Source organism: Actinomadura sp. NPDC023710 (genome assembly GCF_040639875.1).
Classification (GTDB): Bacteria; Actinomycetota; Actinomycetes; order Streptosporangiales; family Streptosporangiaceae; genus Spirillospora; species Spirillospora citrea.
This window is the reverse complement of the sequence record NZ_JBFAGB010000034.1, coordinates 15820-30903: the sequence shown is the minus strand read 5'-3', so window position 1 is coordinate 30903 and position 15084 is coordinate 15820. Positions and strand designations below refer to the sequence as shown.

Here is a 15084-nt window from a genome sequence, read left to right as displayed (position 1 = left end):
GCAAGACGCAGCGCCGCCGCCCCCGGAAAGCGGCCCGTCGAAATGTCCAGCGGCGCCCGCGCCATGTCGGTAAGGTGGTGGGTTTGGCCCCCCACCACCCTCGCAGCCGGAGGTCTGTCCGCATGCCCGCCGAGTCCGCCGCCCCTTCCGAACCCGCGGTCCTCGCTGCCGAACGCGCCCACCTCGCCGAGTCCCGCGCCGCCCTGCGCCGGATGCGCGAGCACGCCGCGGGCCTTTCCGCGGACGTCGCCGCCGACTGGGTCTCCAAGCAGTTCCTGGAGTCGCTGCTCGACCAGCGGGTCGAGGCCCTCGCCGACCACCCCGACACTCCGCTGTTCTTCGGCCGCATGGACCGCGCCGGCGTGGCCGGCCCCGACCTGCCCGCCGTCATGTACGTGGGGCGGCGGCACGTCCACGACGGCGACGAGGGACGCCCCCTCGTGCTGGACTGGCGCGCCCCCGTCTCCCGGGCGTTCTACCAGGCCGGGCCCGCGGACCCGATGGGCTGGCGGTTGCGGCGGCGCTTCGGGTTCCGGGCCGGCGAGCTGACCGCGTTCGAGGACGAGCCCCTCGACGGCGGGGACATCGGCCCGTCCCGGATCCTGACCGAGGAGATCGAGCGCCCCCGGACCGGCCCGATGCGCGACATCGTCGCCACCATCCAGCCCGAGCAGGACGTGATCGTCCGCGCCGACCTGCCCCGGAGCGTCTGCGTCCAGGGCGCACCCGGCACCGGCAAGACGGCCGTCGGCCTGCACCGCGCCGCCTACCTGCTGTTCACGCACCGGGAGCGGCTGTCGCGGTCCGGCGTGCTCATCGTCGGGCCGAACCGCGCGTTCCTCGCCTACATCTCGGCGGTGCTGCCCGCGCTCGGCGAGGTCCGGGTCGAGCAGGCCACCATCGACGACCTGCTCGGCCCGCCGCTCCGCGACGAGCCCGCGGACGTGGCCGCCCTCAAGGGCGACGCCCGGATGGCCGACGTGCTGCGCAGGGCGCTGTGGCTGCACGTCCGCAAACCGGAGGAGGGGCTCGTCGTCACGCGGGGCGCGGCGCGCTACCGGCTCGCCGACCACGAGATCCGCGAGATCGCCGCCGCGCTGCGCGGGACGACCCGGTACGGCAGCGGCCGGGCGGCGTTCGCGCAGCGGCTGGCGCACCAGATCCTCGTCCGGATGGAACGGCGCGGCGAGGCCCCCGACGACCGCGTCCAGGACCAGGTCGCGCGGAGCGGGCCGGTCAAGCAGGTCCTCGACGCGGTGTGGCCGAAGGTGAGCGCCGAGCAGGTCCTGCACCGGCTGCTCTCGGACGCCGATCTGCTGCGCGGGGCCGCGAAGGGCGTGCTCGACGAGGACGAGCAGGCCGCCCTCCGGCCGTCGAGGCCCGCCCGCTCGCACCGCTCCGCCGCGTGGACCGCCGCCGACCGGGCCCTCCTGGACGAGCTGAACGACCTCATCGAGCGCACCACCTCGCTCGGCCACCTGGTGGTGGACGAGGCGCAGGACCTGTCCGCGATGCAGCTGCGGGCGCTGGGCCGCCGCTGCGCGACGGGCTCGGCGACCGTCCTCGGCGACCTCGCGCAGGGCACGACCGCGTGGTCGGCCCGCACGTGGAAGGAGGTTCTCGCCCATCTCGGGCAGGACGGGGAGGTCACCGAGCTGACCCTCGGGTTCCGCGTTCCGGGCACCGTCCTCGACTTCGCCGCCCGCCTGCTCCCGCACGTCGCGCCCGGCCTGGAGCGGCCGCGCTCGCTGCGGCCCGGCGCCGGAGCGCTCACCGTGCGGCGCGTCCCCGGCCTGGCCGCCGCGACGGTCGAGGCCGCCCGCGCCGCCCTCGCCCGCCCCGGTTCGGTCGGCCTGATCGTCCCGGACGCGCGGGCGGGCGAGCACGCGGCCGCGCTGGAGGCCGCCGGGCTGGAGCACGAGGTCCTCGGGCCGGAGTCGGCCGGCACCGGACGGTTGCTCGTGATCCCCGCGACCCTCGCCAAGGGCCTGGAGTACGACCACGTGATCGTCGCCGAGCCCGCCGCCATCGCCGCGGCCGAGGCGCGCGGCCTCGCCCGCCTGTACGTCGTGCTGACCCGGGCCGTCACCACGCTGACCGTGCTGCACGAGGACGACCTGCCCGCCGAGCTGGCGGAGCCGGGGCCCTAGCCGGGCGCGCCCGGCAGGTCCGGGCGCACCCGCGGGCGCAGCCCGTCGAAGGCGATCCGCAGGACGTCCTCGCGGGCCCCGGCGCGTCCGGCGGCGTAGGACATGCCCGCCAGCAGCGCCATGACCTCGCCCGGCCCGACGTCGGCTCGGACGGCGCCGGCCTCCTGCGCCCGTTCGAGAAGGACCCCGAGGGCGGCCTTCAGGCCCGGCCCGGCGCGCCCGGTGGCCTTCCGGGCGTCGATGCCGGCCTCGGCCAGCGCCTCGGTGACGGCCTGCTTGGTCGCCGCCTGCGAGACCACCCGGGTGAAGAAGCCGAAGAACGCCGCGCCCGGGTCGTCCGCGGACCGCAGGTCCCGCGCCTCGGCCGCCAGCCGCTCCAGCAGGGCGACGAGCACGGCCTCCAGCAGCGACTCCTTGGTGGGGAAGTGCCGGAACACCGTCCCGATGCCGACCCCCGCCTTGCGCGCGACCTCCTCGGTGGAGGCGGAGGTCCCCTGGACGGCGAAGACCTCCTCGGCCGCGGCGAGGACCTTGGCGCGGTTGCGCAGGGCGTCGGCGCGCAGCGGCCTGCCGGAGGCGGGTGATGTCATCGCGGCCTTCCGTTGACAAGTGGAGTCTTGGCTCCGTATTTTCTCATACGGAGCACGTACTCCGATTCTAGGGGAGATCGCATGTCAGAGTTCGCCAGCCCCCGGGCCGTCCTCCAGCGGCTGATCGACGGGATAACCGCGCTCCGGCCGGAGGGCCTGCCGCAGCTCTACGCGGAGGACGCGGTGGTCGTGCACCCGTTCGCCCACCCGGCCTCGCGCCTGGAGGGCCGCGAGGCGCTGCGCCGGCACTTCGCGCAGTTGGAGACGCTGCCCGTGGAGCTGAAGGCGCGCAACGTCGTCGTGCACGAGACCGCCGACCCCGAGGTGATCATCACGGAGTTCGAGTACGCGGGACGCAACACCGAGAACGGACGGGAGTTCGTCGTGCCCAACATCTTCGTCCTGCGGGTCCGCGACGGGCACATCGTGGAGTCCCGCGACTACGCCCACCACCGCGCGTTCGACGAGGCGATGGCGTGACGCCCCCGTCCGCCGCGTCCCCCCGCGAGGTGTTCGCGCGGCTCAGCGCGGGCATCTCGGCCGGCCGCTGGCACGAGCTCGCCGCCCTCTACGCCGAGGACGCGGTCGTCGAGCAGCCCTTCGCCCTCCCGCCCGCGCCGCCGCGCCTGGAGGGCCGCGCGGCGATCGACCGGCACTTCCGCGCCGCCGCGCGCGGGCCCCTCGAACTGCGCGCCCGCGACGTGGTGGTGCACGAGACCGGAGACCCGGAGGTGATCATCGCGGAGTTCGGCTACGACGGGCGCGTGACCACCTCGGGCCGCGCGTTCCGCGTCGCCAACGTCCAGGTGCTGCGGGTGCGCGACGGCCTGATCACCGAGACCCGCGACTACCACGACCACCCGGGCTTCGCGCGGGCGATGCGGGACGGCTGAACGGGGAGGACCGCGCGGGGAGGACTCGCAGAGGCTGCCGGGCGCGGGCGGTTGACTGGCCGTCCCGGCCGTTCCTAGGCTGGACGTCGGCATACCGACCGGTTGGTATGTCCCGTTCCGGGTGGCCGCCGCCACCCACGCCCCGCGCGGAGGCCCCGTGAGCACAGCACCGCCCGACGCCGACGAACTGAGCAGGCGGGTCGGCGAGTTCCTCGCCGGCCACGACCCCGCGGCGACCGGGCCCCTGGAGTTTCTGCGGGCCCGGTTCGACGCCGGGCTCGCCTGGGTGCACTACCCCGAGGGACTCGGCGGGCTCGGCGCCCCGCGGCACCTGCAGACCGCCGTCGACCGCCGGTTCGCCGAGGCGGGCGCCCCGACCAACCACCCCGAGCGCAACGGCATCGGGCTCGGCATGGCCGCGCCGACGATCCTCGCCTTCGGCACCGAGGAGCAGAAGCGCCGCTTCCTGCGCCCGCTGTGGACCGGCGAGGAGCTGTGGTGCCAGCTGTTCAGCGAGCCCGGCGCCGGCTCCGACCTCGCCGCGCTCGCCACCCGCGCCGTCCGCGACGGCGACGCCTGGACGGTCGACGGCCAGAAGGTGTGGACGTCCATGGCGCACGAGGCGCGCTGGGCGATCCTCGTCACCCGCACCGACCCGGACGTCCCCAAGCACCGCGGCATGACCTACTTCGTCTGCGACATGACCGCGCCGGGCGTCGAGGTCCGCCCGCTGCGGCAGATCACCGGCGAGGCCGAGTTCAACGAGGTGTTCCTCACCGACGTGCGGATCCCCGACGAGCACCGGCTCGGCGAGGTCGGGCAGGGCTGGCAGGTCTCCACCACCACGCTGATGAACGAGCGGGTCGCGATCGGCGGCAGCGCCGTGCCGCGCGAGAGCGGCATGATCGGGGTCGTCGCCGCGCTCTGGCGGGACCGCCCCGAGCTGCGCACCCCCGGCCTGCACGACGCCCTGCTGCGCGCGTGGGTGGACACCGAGGCGGCCCGGCTCACCGGGGCGCGGCTGCGCCAGCAGCTCACGGCCGGGCAGCCCGGCCCCGAGGGGTCGGGCGCCAAACTGGCCTTCGCCAGGCTCAACCAGGAGGTGTCCGGCCTGGAACTGGAGCTGCTCGGCGAGGAGGGCCTGCGCTACGACGACTGGACGATGCGCCGCCCCACCGAGGTCGACTTCACCCGCCGCTCGCCCGGCTACCGCTACCTGCGCGCCAAGGGCAACTCCATCGAGGGCGGCACCTCGGAGATCCTGCGCAACATCATCGCCGAGCGCGTCCTCGGCCTGCCCGGCGAGATCCGCGTCGACAAAGACGTGGCGTGGAAGGACCTGCCCCGATGAGCGACCTGCTGTACGGCGAGATCGAGAACGACCTGCGGGCGAGCGTCCGCGACGTGCTGGGAGACAAGGCGCCCTGGACCTCCGTCCTCGCCGGCACCGAGAAGGACGAGCCCTACGACGCGCCGCTGTGGCGGGCGGTCGCCGGCCAGCTCGGCTGCGCGGGCCTGCCGGTCCCCGAGGAGCTCGGCGGCGCCGGCGCCACCTGGCGCGAGACCGCCGTCGTGATGGAGGAGCTGGGCCGGTCCGCCGCGCCCGTCCCGTTCCTCGCCAGCGCCGTGATCGCCACGGCGGCGCTGCTGGCCGCCGGGGAGCGGGAGCTGCTTCCGCGGCTGGCCGCGGGGGAGCGGATCGCGGTGCTGGCCGTCCCGTTCAGCGCCGCGCCGGGCGACGTCCCGGCGACGGTCCGAGTCGCCGACGGGACGCTGACCGGCGAGGTCACCAGCGTCGCCGACGGCATGGCCGCCGAGGTGCTGCTCGTCCCGGCCGGGGACGGCCTGTACGCGGTGGACGCCGCCGACGCCCGCCGCACCGCCGCGACCTCGCTCGACATGACGCGCCGGCTCGCCGACCTCGCCTTCTCCGCCGCACCGGCCCGGCGCGTCGCCGAAGGGGCCGGCGCCGTGCGGGCCGCGCTGCGCACCGGCGCCGCGATGCTGGCGTCCGAGCAGCTCGGGCTCGCCGAGCGCTGCCTGGACGACACCGTCGCCCACGTGAAGACGCGCTACCAGTTCGGCCGCCCGGTCGGCTCCTACCAGGGCCTCAAGCACCGGCTCGCCGACCTGTGGACCTCGATCACCCAGGCCCGCGCGGTCGCCCGCCATGCCGCGTCCTGCGTGGCCGCGGGCGACGAGGACACGCCGATCGCGGTCGCCGTCGCGCAGGCGCACTGCTCGGCGGTCGCCCTGAAGGCGGCCGAGGAGTGCGTGCAGATGCACGGCGGCATCGGCTTCACCTGGGAGCACCCGGCGCACCTGTTCCTGAAGCGCGCCAAGGCCGACTCCATCGCCCTCGGCACGCCCGACCGGCACCGCGCGCTCCTCGCCGAACTGGTGAACCTGCCTCCGGCCTGACGGCGGTACCCGACGGCGGGCGGACGGCCCCGGCCCGCGACCGCGGGGCCGTCCGGCTAACCGGTGATGACCGCCAGGATCCGGGCGCCCTCGGGGAACGCGCCGCGCTCGGCCAGCGCCAGCACGCCGAACATCATCTTCGCCGTGTAGATCCGGTCGAGGACGATCCCGTGCCGGCCGGCGAAGTCGTCGGCGAACGCGTCCAGCTCGGGGGTGCTCCTCGCGTAGCCGCCGAAGTGGAAGCCGTCCTGGACGCTCCAGTCCCCGCGCCGCCCACCGTAGGTCTCGCGCTGGAGACGCGCCACCTCCCCGGTCATGAAACCGCCCTTCAGCACGGAGAACCCGACGGCGCGCTGCCCCGGGGCGAGCCCGGCGGCGAGCCCGGCCAGCGTCCCGCCCGTCCCGCAGGGGCAGCACACCACGTCGAAATCCGGCACCTCCGCGCCCAGCTCGGCGCAGCCCCGGACGGCCGGCGCGTTGCTTCCGCCTTCCGGCAGGAGGTAGAAGTCGCCCCACCGCTCCCGCAGCGCCTCGACGATGTCGGGCTCGTGCTTGCGCCGGTAGGCCGCGCGGTCCAGGTAGGTGAGGCGCATGCCCATGTGCTCGGCGTGCGCGAGCGTGTCGTTCAACGGCAGGCGCTCCTCGCCACGGATCACGCCGATGGTCGCGAACCCGTGGATCCTGCCCGCCGCCGCCACGGCCCGGATGTGGTTGGAATAGGCACCGCCGAACGTCAGGACCGTCCCGTGCTCGCGCGCGGGCCCGAGGTTGTGCCGGAGCTTGCGCCACTTGTTGCCCGGCAGCTCCGGGTGGATCAGGTCGTCCCGCTTCAGGAACAGCCGGAGCCCGCGGCGCGCCGCCCGCTCGTCCGCCAGCTCCACCACGGGTGAGGCCGTCTCGGGGGAAGGCGTCATGGCATCGGCAGGCCGAGCCTCTCGCGGAGCGTACGCTGCACCTCCTCGATGCCCGGCCGCGCGTCGATGGTGACCACGTACTCCTTGCGGCCGAACAGCTCCAGGATGGGGTCGGTCCTCTCGTGGTACTCGCGCAGCCGCTCGGCGAGCGCCTGCTCCGTATCGTCCTCGCGGGAGACCAGCTCGCCCCCGCACACGTCGCAGCGGCCCTCCTGCGTCGGGCGGTCGGCGATCAGGTTGTAGTCCATCCCGCACCCGTTGCACAGCCGGCGGGCCAGTACCCGGCGGCGGACCTCCTCGTCCGGCAGGTCCAGATGGATCACGCCGTCGATGTCGTAGCTCTCCAGGAAGAACTCCGTCTGCCGCCGGCTGCGGGGGAAGCCGTCGACGACGAACCCGTAGTTCCAGTCGTGCTGGGTTAGCCGGTCCCGCACGACGCTCTCCGCGAGATCGTCCCCGACCAGCTCGCCGGCCGCCATGGTGCGCCGCACCTGCGCCCCGAGCTTGGTGTGGTTCTTGACGTGCCAGCGGAAGATGTCGCCGACGCTGATGTGGACGATGTCCAGATCGCGCGCGAGCAACTCGGAGTGCGTGCTCTTGCCGCTTCCGACAGCGCCGATGATGACGTACTTGCGCATGAGGGAGAGCCTATGCGCGCCGTCCCCGTCAGAGGGGGAGGCGCAGGCGGCGGCCCAGCCTCCGGAACCGGGAGTCGGGAGCGCTCTCGGGCGACTCGTCCCGCACCATCAGGTTCTCCAGCAGCGTGTCGAACGCGGGCGGGCGGACGCACACGAGCGTCGCGCGGGCCCTGCGGGCGCAGTGCAGCCGCACCGACGGACGCAGCAGCCGCGAGAACGGGCCCCGCGTGCCGCGGCCGACGACCAGGATGTCGTCGTCGCCCGCCAGCCGCACCAGCGTCGCGCCCGGCTCCCCGACGAGCGCCAGCGCGGTCATCTCCACGCCCTCGGGCGGGCCCCCGCACACCTCCGCCAGCAACCGGGCGATGAGCTCGGCCCCGGAACCGCGCAGCGCCTCGGTGATGCCGCAGCCGAGCTGGCCCGCGGCCGACACGTGCGGGGGCAGCGGCGCGGCGTGCGCGACCAGCAGCGGCAGCCGGCGCAGCCGCGCCTCGCCGATCGCCCAGGAGAGGGCGCAGCGCGCACCCGCGGAGTCGTCCACCCCCACCACGACGCGGGGCCCGCCCTCCGGTCTCGCGATCACGGTCCCTCCTGTGGCCGCCGGGTGACAGCAGTCTAGACAGAAGGCATACCCGTTCCGGCGCGAGAGTTCCAGGTTCCGGGGGCACCGGTTCGCGACGAACCCGCGGCGAGGGCGTGGGCGCTGGACCTTCCGGCGCCGCGCGGGGCAGACTTCCGGTATGGCCGCACCGCACGAGCACGACTCCTCCTGCGCCGTCGCGCACGGCGACGTCCAGCCCGAGACGGGGGAGCGGACGCTGGTCGCGGTGTTCGCCGGCCCCGTCGCCGACCACCTGCTGCGCTACGCGGCCGGCCTCGGCTACCGCACGTTCCTCGTCGACCCCGACAAGGACCGCGACGGCACGTCCGACCTGCCGCCCCTGGACGCCACCGCGGACGTCGTCGTCACCGACCACCACCGGCCCGAGCTCGGGCCGGTCCTGCGCGACGTGCTGACGCAGCCCGTCCGGTGGGTCGGCGTCATGGGCAACCCGCGGCACCCCGCCCCGCACATCCCGGCCCTCACCGAACTCGGCGTTCCCGCGGCCGACATCGCGCGCGTGCACCGCCCGATCGGGCTCAACATCGGCTCCAGGACGCCGGCCGAGATCGCCCTGGCGACCCTCGCCGGCCTGATCGCCGACCGCAACGGCCGCCCCGGCGGCTTCGAGTTCTAGTGCTGGCGGTCGCCTACGACGCGTTCGCCGGGCCGCTGGAGATCCGGGAGCTGCCCGACCCGCGGGTGCCGCCCGGCGGCGCGGTGATCCGGGTCGAGGCCACGGGCGTGTGCCGCAGCGACTGGCACGGCTGGCAGGGCCACGATCCCGACATCCGCGCCTTCCCGCACGTCCCCGGCCACGAACTGGCGGGCACGGTCGAGGAGACCGGCGCCGGCGTCGCCGGCCTGCGGCCCGGCGACCGGGTGACCGTCCCGTTCGTGTGCGCCTGCGGCCGCTGCCCGTCCTGCCAGGCGGGCGACCAGCAGGTCTGCGAGGCCCAGACCCAGCCCGGTTTCACGCACTGGGGCTCGTTCGCCCACTACGTCGCGATCGACGCCGCCGAGGTGAACCTGGTGCGCCTGCCCGACGAGATGGCCTGCACGACCGCGGCCGCGCTCGGCTGCCGGTTCGCCACCGCGTTCCGCGCCGTCCTCGCGCAGGGACGCGTCCGCGCGGGCGAGTGGGCGGCGGTGCACGGCTGCGGCGGCGTCGGGCTGTCCGCCGTCATGATCGCCGCGGCGGCCGGCGCGCGGGTCGTGGCGGTCGACGTGTCGCCGCAGGCGCTGGAGCTGGCGCGCCGCTGCGGCGCGTCCGCCGTCGTCGACGCCGCGGCCCACGACGACGTGGCCGAGGCCGTGCGCGAGGCGGCCCACGGCGGCGCCCACGTCTCGCTGGACGCGCTCGGCAGCCCGGCCACCGCCCGCGCCTCGGTCGAGTCCCTGCGCCGCCGCGGCCGGCACGTCCAGGTCGGGCTGCTGCCGCCCGGCGCGGGCCGCGCCGACCTGCCGATGGAGCGGGTGATCGGATGGGAGCTGGAGATCGTCGGCAGCCACGGGATGGCCGCCCACGCCTACGGCCCGATGATGGAGCTGGTCCGCTCCGGGGCGCTGCGCCCCGACCTGCTGGTGGGGCGCGTCCTGACCCTGGACGACGCCCCGGCCGCCCTCGCCGCGATGTCCGGGGCCGGGATCACGGTGATCGAACCTCGGCGCCGGCGTCCCCCCGACGACGGCGCCGGTGGCGTCCACGGGGCGCGGGCGTAGGATCAGGGGTGACGACCGTGTTCTGTCAGTGGGCTCGTCTACGGTCGGAGGCGACGGCGCCCGCCGCCCTCGCCGCCCTGGCGATGCCGCCCAGCAGAGGTGACGACCACCATGCCCGACACCATGCCCGACACCATCGAGACAGACCGTGACTTCCAGTCGCTGGCCGACCCGTACCGGCGGGAGCTGCTGGCGCACTGCTACCGGATGCTCGGCTCCATCCACGACGCCGAGGACCTGGTGCAGGAGACCTACCTGCGGGCATGGCGCTCCTACGGCGGCTTCGAGGGCCGCTCCTCGCTGCGCACGTGGCTGTACCGCATCGCCACGAACGTGTGCCTGACCGCCATCGACCAGCGCGGCAACCGGCCCATGCCGTCCGGTCTCGGGGCGCCGAGCGAGGAGCCGGAGCGGCCCGTGGTGGCCTCGGACGAGGTGCCGTGGCTGGAGCCCGCCCCCGACGCCGTTCTCGGGGCCGACGCCACCGACCCGGCGACCATCGTCACCGCGCGCGAGAGCACCCGCCTGGCGTTCGTGGCGGCCCTGCAGCACCTGCCCGCCAAGCAGCGGGTCGTGCTGATCCTGCGGGACGTGCTGAAGTGGCGGGCCGCCGAGGTCGCCGAGCTCCTCGACACCTCCACCGCCGCGGTCAACAGCGCGCTGCAGCGGGCGCGCGCGCAGCTGGAGGAGAACGCCCCCCTGCGCGACGAGCTGGTCGAGCCGACCGACCCCGGCCAGCGCGACCTCCTGGAGCGCTACGCGAAGGCGTTCGAGTCCGCCGACATCGCGAGCCTGATCGAGTTGTTCAAGCAGGACATCGTCTGGGAGATGCCGCCGTTCCCGCAGTGGTTCGTCGGCGCCGACCACGTCGTCCGGCTCATCCTGGCCCAGTGCGGTCCCACCCCCGGCGACATCCGGATGGTCCCGGCCGCCGCGAACGGGCAGCCGGCCTTCGGGCTCTACAAGCGCGACGACGAGGGCGTACACCGCGCGTACCAGCTCCAGGTGCTGAGCGTCACCGGCGACGGCGTCGCCCACGTCTCGGTGTTCTTCGACACGACCCTGTTCCCGGTGTTCGGGCTGGCCGAGAGCCTCTGATCGCGCTCCCGCCCTTCCACTGGGCGGAAACGGGGGCGGGGCGCGCGCCGCGCCGGCTGCGAGGGTGGTGGCCGGGCGGGGACGCCGTGACGGCCTCCCGCCGATCGGGAAGGGGAGGCTTATGGACAAGGTCGTGGCCTCGGTGGCGGACGCCGTCGCCGACATCGGTGACCGATCGTCCCCGGCCGCCGGCGGCTTCGGGCCCCGCGGGGCGCCGCCGGTCCTCGTCTCCGGCCTCCACGAGCGGGGCACGGCCGGCATCGCCACCGGGCCGACCTGCGGATACGCGTCCGACGGCACGTTCGCGGGCGCCTCGCACGCCAGAGAGGTCCGCGAGTTCGGCGGGCGGGAGTACGTGCTGGAAGAGGGCGCCACCACCGACCAGATCCGGGCGTCGACCGAGCCGCGGCCGATCGAGCGCGCTCCCGCGGAAGGCGACCAGGAAGGGATGAGGGCATGACGCACCCGCCGTACCTGTACCCGGGCTACAAGAGCACCGTGCTCCGCGCCCCGTCGCAGGATCTGCTCATGCCGAAGCTGGGGCCGGACAGCGTCGAGCTGACCTCCCCGGTCTTCGGACACCAGGAACTGGGACGCAGGGACCACGACCTCACCGCCCAGCACGCAGGGGAACCGCTCGGCGAGCGGATCGTCGTGACCGGCCGCGTGCTCGACGGCGCGGGCCGCCCGGTGCGCGGCGCGCTGGTGGAGGTCTGGCAGGCCAACGCGTCGGGCCGGTACCACCACCTCGGCGACGTCCATCCGGCGCCGCTCGACCCCAACTTCACCGGCGCCGGACGCTGCCTGACCGACGGCGACGGCCGCTACCGGTTCGTCACGATCAAGCCGGGCGCCTACCCGTGGGGCAACCACCACAACGCGTGGCGGCCCGCCCACATCCACTTCTCGGTGTTCGGGACCGCGTTCACCCAGCGGCTCGTCACCCAGATGTACTTCCCCGGCGACCCGCTGTTCGCCCACGACCCGATCTTCCAGTCGATCCCGGACGAGCGGGACCGGGAGAAGCTGGTCTCCCGGTTCGACATGGACACCACCACGCCGGAGTGGGCGCTCGGCTACCAGTGGGACATCGTCCTCGGCGACACCCCGATGGAGGCCTGATGAGCACGCCTTCCCCCACGCCCTCGGCCGTGACGCCCTCCCAGACGGTCGGCCCCTTCTTCGGCTACGCGCTGCCGTACGAGGCGGGCCCGCAGGTGGTCCCGCCGTGGCGGCCCGACGCGATCCGGGTGCGCGGGCGCGTCCTGGACGGCGCGGGACAGCCGGTGCCGGACGCGCTGCTGGAGATCTGGCAGGCCGACGGCAACGGCGAGGTCCCGCACCGCCCCGGCGGCATCGTGCGCGCCGGGCACGGCTTCTCCGGCTTCGGCCGGTGCGGCACCGACGCCGACGGCGGCTACTGGTTCAGTACCGTCAAGCCCGGCGCGGTCGGGGGGAGCGCGCCCTACATCGCCGTGCTGGTGTTCGCCCGCGGCCTGCTGAAGCCGGTCTTCACCCGGCTGTACTTCCCCGAGGACGGGGCCGCCCGCGCGGCCGACCCGCTGCTGGACGCCGTCCCGGAGGAGCGGCGCGCGACCCTGGTCGCCGAACGTGAGGGCGAGCGGGAGTACCGGTTCGACGTCCGTCTCCAGGGGGACGGGGAGACGGTGTTCCTTGCCTTCTGACGAGCACGGGCCGCCGCCCGGCGGGAGCGGGCCGGCGCAGGAGCGCCGCCCGGCGCCGGACGCGGGACTGCTGTCGCCCGTCCGGGCGGGGACGGAGGCCGAGGCCGCCACCAGCGACCTCGCCTACCTGACCGCCATGCTCGACGCGGAGGCGGCGCTCGCCCGCGCGCAGGCCCGGCTCGGTCTCGTCCCCGCCCCCGCCGCGGAGGCGATCACCGCCGCCGCCGACGCGGACCGGTTCGACCTGCCCGGCATCGCCCGCCGGGCCCGCGGCTCCGGCAACCCCGTCGTGCCGCTGGTCGCCGATCTGCGCGCGCTCGCGGGCGCCGCGGGCGAGCACGTCCACAAGGGCGCCACGAGCCAGGACATCGCCGACACCGGCGCCATGCTCGTCGCGGCCCGTGCCAGGCGCGTCGTCCTCGCCCACCTCGACCGGGCACTGGACGCGCTGGCCGGGCTCGCGGCGCGGTACCGCGACACGCCGATGCCCGCCCGCACGCTCGGCCGGCAGGCGCTGCCGACGACGTTCGGCGCCAAGGCCGCGGGCTGGCTCATGGGCTGCCTGGAGGCCCGGGAGGGCCTGGCCGCCGTCCTGCTGCCCGCCCAGCTCGGCGGCCCCGCCGGGACGCTGGACGCCTTCGGCGACCGGGGCCTCGACCTCGTCGCCGCCTACGCGGAGGAGACCGGGCTGGCGTGCCCCGTCCTGCCGTGGCACACCCGCCGAACGCCCGTCGCCCGTCTCGCGGCGGCGCTGGCGGTGACCGCCGGCGCCCTCGGCAAGATCGCCACCGATGTGTGGCTGCTGGCGCAGAGCGAGGTCGGCGAGGTCGCGGAGGCCGCGGGCGCGGGCCGGGGCGGCTCGTCGTCGATGCCGCACAAGCGCAACCCGGCGCTGTCCGCGCTGGTCCGGTCCGCCGCCCTGCAGGTCCCGGCGCAGGTCCAGGTGATCCTCGCCGCGCAGGCCGCGCCGCACGAGCGGCCGGCGGGGGAGTGGCACGCCGAGTGGCAGCCGCTGCGCGAGTGCCTTCGGCTGACCGGCGGCGCCGCCGAGACGGCCGCCGAGCTGCTGGACGGCCTGGAGGTGTCAACCGAGCTGATGCGCGCCGACCTCGACGACCTCCTGGACTTCCTCGGCGACGACCCCGGCACCGGCGCCGCCGCCGCCCTCGTCGGCCGGGCCCTCGACGCGTACCGCAGGAGCCGCGCGTGACCGCCGCACCGCACCACCGTCTGGACGGACCGGACGGCGCGCCCGTCGTCGTCCTCGGACCGTCCCTCGGCACCTCCATGGACCTGTGGCTGCCGCAGATGCCCGCGCTGACGCGTGCCTGGCGCGTGCTGCGCTACGACCTGCCCGGCCACGGCGGCACGCCAGTGCCCGGCGGCCCGTTCACCGTCGAGGACCTCGCCGGCGGGGTCGTCGCCCTGCTCGACGGCCTCGGCGTCGAGCGGGCCGCCTACGCCGGGGTGTCGCTCGGAGGCGCGGTCGGGACGGCCCTCGCGCTGCGCGCCCCGGAGCGCGTCGCCAGCCTGGTCCTGTGCTGCACGTCCCCGCGCTTCGGCGACCCGGGGCCCTGGCGCGAACGCGCCGCGCTCGTCCGCCGCGAGGGGGTCGGCCCGGTCGCGGACGGCGCGGCGGGACGCTGGTTCACGCCGTCCTTCACCGGAGCGGACCCCTACGTGGCGATGCTCCGCGCCACCGACGCCGAGGGCTACGCCGGCTGCTGCGACGCCCTGGCCGCGTTCGACGCGACCGCGCGCCTGGCCGAGATCCGCGCGCCGGCCCTGGTGGTCGCCGGTGCGCAGGACGGCCCGACCCCGCCGCGCGGCCACGCCGACCGGCTCGCGGCCGGCATCCCCGGCGCCCGGCTGACGGTGGTCGAGGGCGCCGGGCACCTGGCGAACGCCGAACGCCCGGCCGAGGTCACCGAGGCGATCACCGCGCACCTGGACCGCACGTGGAAGGGAGCCCGCCGATGAGCGAGCGCATGTCCGACGGGGAACGGCACGCGCTGGGCATGAGGACGCGGCGCGAGGTGCTCGGCGACGCCCACGTCGACCGCGCCGAGGCACGCAAGGACGGCTTCACCGCCGACTTCCAGGACCTGATCACCCGCTACGCGTGGGGCGAGGTCTGGAGCCGTCCCGGCCTGGACCGCAGGACCCGCAGCTGCATCACGCTGACCGCCATGGTCGCGGGCGGCCACCTGGACGAACTGGCCATGCACGTGCGCGCCGCGCTCCGCAACGGACTGACCCCCGACGAGATCGGGGAGGTGCTCCTGCAGACGGCGATCTATTGTGGGGTGCCCGCCGCGAACTCGGCGTTCGCCGTCGCCCAGCGGGTACTCACCGAACAGGAGTGACGGGCC

General features: G+C 75.5%; 18 protein-coding genes. 14 read left to right on the top strand and 4 right to left on the bottom strand.

From position 1 onward, the window contains the following. Positions 1–122 precede the first annotated feature (122 nt). Positions 123–2150 (top strand): AAA family ATPase, encoded by a 2028-nt coding sequence (locus AB0H37_RS32485; protein WP_360616714.1) that lies wholly within the window; start codon positions 123–125, stop codon positions 2148–2150. Here AB0H37_RS32485 and AB0H37_RS32480 read toward each other — a convergent pair. Continuing rightward, positions 2147–2740 carry a TetR/AcrR family transcriptional regulator gene (locus tag AB0H37_RS32480; RefSeq protein WP_179834759.1) on the bottom strand — a complete coding sequence of 198 codons (594 nt, stop codon included), beginning with the start codon at positions 2738–2740 and terminating at the stop codon, positions 2147–2149. The genes AB0H37_RS32485 and AB0H37_RS32480 overlap by 4 nt on opposite strands. 81 nt (positions 2741–2821) lie before the next feature. Here AB0H37_RS32480 and AB0H37_RS32475 point away from each other — a divergent pair, with 81 nt between their 5' ends. The 4 genes from AB0H37_RS32475 to AB0H37_RS32460 all read left to right on the top strand — a co-directional run bounded on the left by AB0H37_RS32475 (position 2822) and on the right by AB0H37_RS32460 (position 6054). Continuing rightward, entirely contained in the window at positions 2822–3220 is a 399-nt protein-coding gene (locus AB0H37_RS32475; RefSeq protein ID WP_179834760.1) for a nuclear transport factor 2 family protein, read from the top strand. Next, complete coding sequence (locus AB0H37_RS32470; RefSeq protein WP_329091089.1) at positions 3217–3633, top strand: nuclear transport factor 2 family protein; 417 nt, start codon at positions 3217–3219, stop codon at positions 3631–3633. The genes AB0H37_RS32475 and AB0H37_RS32470 overlap by 4 nt, the downstream gene beginning before the upstream one ends. A gap of 157 nt (positions 3634–3790) precedes the next feature. Further along, entirely contained in the window at positions 3791–4984 is a 1194-nt protein-coding gene (locus tag AB0H37_RS32465) for an acyl-CoA dehydrogenase family protein (protein WP_360616713.1), read from the top strand. After that, positions 4981–6054 (top strand): acyl-CoA dehydrogenase family protein, encoded by a 1074-nt coding sequence (locus tag AB0H37_RS32460; RefSeq protein WP_360616712.1) that lies wholly within the window; start codon positions 4981–4983, stop codon positions 6052–6054. The genes AB0H37_RS32465 and AB0H37_RS32460 overlap by 4 nt, the downstream gene beginning before the upstream one ends. A 56-nt stretch (positions 6055–6110) precedes the next feature. On the opposite strand, the gene AB0H37_RS32455 is transcribed toward AB0H37_RS32460, so the two are convergent. From AB0H37_RS32455 to AB0H37_RS32445, 3 genes are read right to left on the bottom strand one after another with little or no spacing between them, the layout of a single operon-like run. Beyond that, entirely contained in the window at positions 6111–6968 is an 858-nt protein-coding gene (locus AB0H37_RS32455) for a pyridoxal-phosphate dependent enzyme (protein ID WP_360616711.1), read from the bottom strand. Next, a complete protein-coding gene (locus tag AB0H37_RS32450; RefSeq protein ID WP_360616710.1) occupies positions 6965–7606 on the bottom strand; it encodes a nucleoside monophosphate kinase in 642 nt (213 codons plus the stop codon). The genes AB0H37_RS32455 and AB0H37_RS32450 overlap by 4 nt, the downstream gene beginning before the upstream one ends. Before the next feature lie 28 nt (positions 7607–7634). Next, positions 7635–8189, bottom strand: coding sequence for a universal stress protein (locus tag AB0H37_RS32445; RefSeq protein WP_179834766.1), 555 nt, complete (start codon positions 8187–8189; stop codon positions 7635–7637). Positions 8190–8346: 157 nt separating this feature from the next. Here AB0H37_RS32445 and AB0H37_RS32440 point away from each other — a divergent pair, with 157 nt between their 5' ends. The 9 genes from AB0H37_RS32440 (at position 8347) to pcaC (ending at position 15078) form a co-directional block, all read left to right on the top strand. Then, positions 8347–8844 carry an XdhC family protein gene (locus tag AB0H37_RS32440; protein ID WP_179834767.1) on the top strand — a complete coding sequence of 166 codons (498 nt, stop codon included), beginning with the start codon at positions 8347–8349 and terminating at the stop codon, positions 8842–8844. After that, positions 8844–9929 (top strand): zinc-dependent alcohol dehydrogenase family protein, encoded by a 1086-nt coding sequence (locus tag AB0H37_RS32435; RefSeq protein WP_329091079.1) that lies wholly within the window; start codon positions 8844–8846, stop codon positions 9927–9929. The genes AB0H37_RS32440 and AB0H37_RS32435 overlap by 1 nt, the downstream gene beginning before the upstream one ends. A gap of 111 nt (positions 9930–10040) precedes the next feature. Then, on the top strand, positions 10041–11027 hold the full coding sequence (locus AB0H37_RS32430) for a sigma-70 family RNA polymerase sigma factor (RefSeq protein WP_179834769.1): 987 nt from the start codon (positions 10041–10043) through the stop codon (positions 11025–11027). 121 nt (positions 11028–11148) lie between these two features. Then, complete coding sequence (locus tag AB0H37_RS32425; RefSeq protein WP_360616709.1) at positions 11149–11487, top strand: hypothetical protein; 339 nt, start codon at positions 11149–11151, stop codon at positions 11485–11487. Continuing rightward, entirely contained in the window at positions 11484–12149 is a 666-nt protein-coding gene (pcaH, locus tag AB0H37_RS32420; protein WP_360616708.1) for a protocatechuate 3,4-dioxygenase subunit beta, read from the top strand. Before AB0H37_RS32425 ends, pcaH begins: the two co-directional genes overlap by 4 nt. Then, positions 12149–12712 (top strand): protocatechuate 3,4-dioxygenase subunit alpha, encoded by a 564-nt coding sequence (pcaG, locus tag AB0H37_RS32415; protein WP_329091072.1) that lies wholly within the window; start codon positions 12149–12151, stop codon positions 12710–12712. The genes pcaH and pcaG overlap by 1 nt, the downstream gene beginning before the upstream one ends. Beyond that, complete coding sequence (gene pcaB / locus AB0H37_RS32410) at positions 12702–13922, top strand: 3-carboxy-cis,cis-muconate cycloisomerase (protein WP_360616707.1); 1221 nt, start codon at positions 12702–12704, stop codon at positions 13920–13922. Before pcaG ends, pcaB begins: the two co-directional genes overlap by 11 nt. Next, complete coding sequence (gene pcaD / locus AB0H37_RS32405; RefSeq protein ID WP_360616706.1) at positions 13919–14692, top strand: 3-oxoadipate enol-lactonase; 774 nt, start codon at positions 13919–13921, stop codon at positions 14690–14692. The genes pcaB and pcaD overlap by 4 nt, the downstream gene beginning before the upstream one ends. Further along, a complete protein-coding gene (gene pcaC, locus AB0H37_RS32400; protein WP_218935151.1) occupies positions 14689–15078 on the top strand; it encodes a 4-carboxymuconolactone decarboxylase in 390 nt (129 codons plus the stop codon). Before pcaD ends, pcaC begins: the two co-directional genes overlap by 4 nt. Positions 15079–15084 lie beyond the last annotated feature (6 nt).

Bases quoted from the DNA above. Each gene is read 5' to 3' on its own strand.
- AB0H37_RS32485 (WP_360616714.1), top strand. From the start codon at position 123: ATGCCCGCCGAGTCCGCCGCCCCTTCCGAACCCGCGGTCCTCGCTGCC.
- AB0H37_RS32480 (WP_179834759.1), bottom strand. From the start codon at position 2,740: ATGACATCACCCGCCTCCGGCAGGCCGCTGCGCGCCGACGCCCTGCGC.
- AB0H37_RS32475 (WP_179834760.1), top strand. From the start codon at position 2,822: ATGTCAGAGTTCGCCAGCCCCCGGGCCGTCCTCCAGCGGCTGATCGAC.
- AB0H37_RS32460 (WP_360616712.1), top strand. From the start codon at position 4,981: ATGAGCGACCTGCTGTACGGCGAGATCGAGAACGACCTGCGGGCGAGC.
- AB0H37_RS32455 (WP_360616711.1), bottom strand. From the start codon at position 6,968: ATGACGCCTTCCCCCGAGACGGCCTCACCCGTGGTGGAGCTGGCGGAC.
- AB0H37_RS32450 (WP_360616710.1), bottom strand. From the start codon at position 7,606: ATGCGCAAGTACGTCATCATCGGCGCTGTCGGAAGCGGCAAGAGCACG.
- AB0H37_RS32440 (WP_179834767.1), top strand. From the start codon at position 8,347: ATGGCCGCACCGCACGAGCACGACTCCTCCTGCGCCGTCGCGCACGGC.
- AB0H37_RS32430 (WP_179834769.1), top strand. From the start codon at position 10,041: ATGCCCGACACCATGCCCGACACCATCGAGACAGACCGTGACTTCCAG.
- AB0H37_RS32425 (WP_360616709.1), top strand. From the start codon at position 11,149: ATGGACAAGGTCGTGGCCTCGGTGGCGGACGCCGTCGCCGACATCGGT.
- pcaH (WP_360616708.1), top strand. From the start codon at position 11,484: ATGACGCACCCGCCGTACCTGTACCCGGGCTACAAGAGCACCGTGCTC.
- pcaG (WP_329091072.1), top strand. From the start codon at position 12,149: ATGAGCACGCCTTCCCCCACGCCCTCGGCCGTGACGCCCTCCCAGACG.
- pcaC (WP_218935151.1), top strand. From the start codon at position 14,689: ATGAGCGAGCGCATGTCCGACGGGGAACGGCACGCGCTGGGCATGAGG.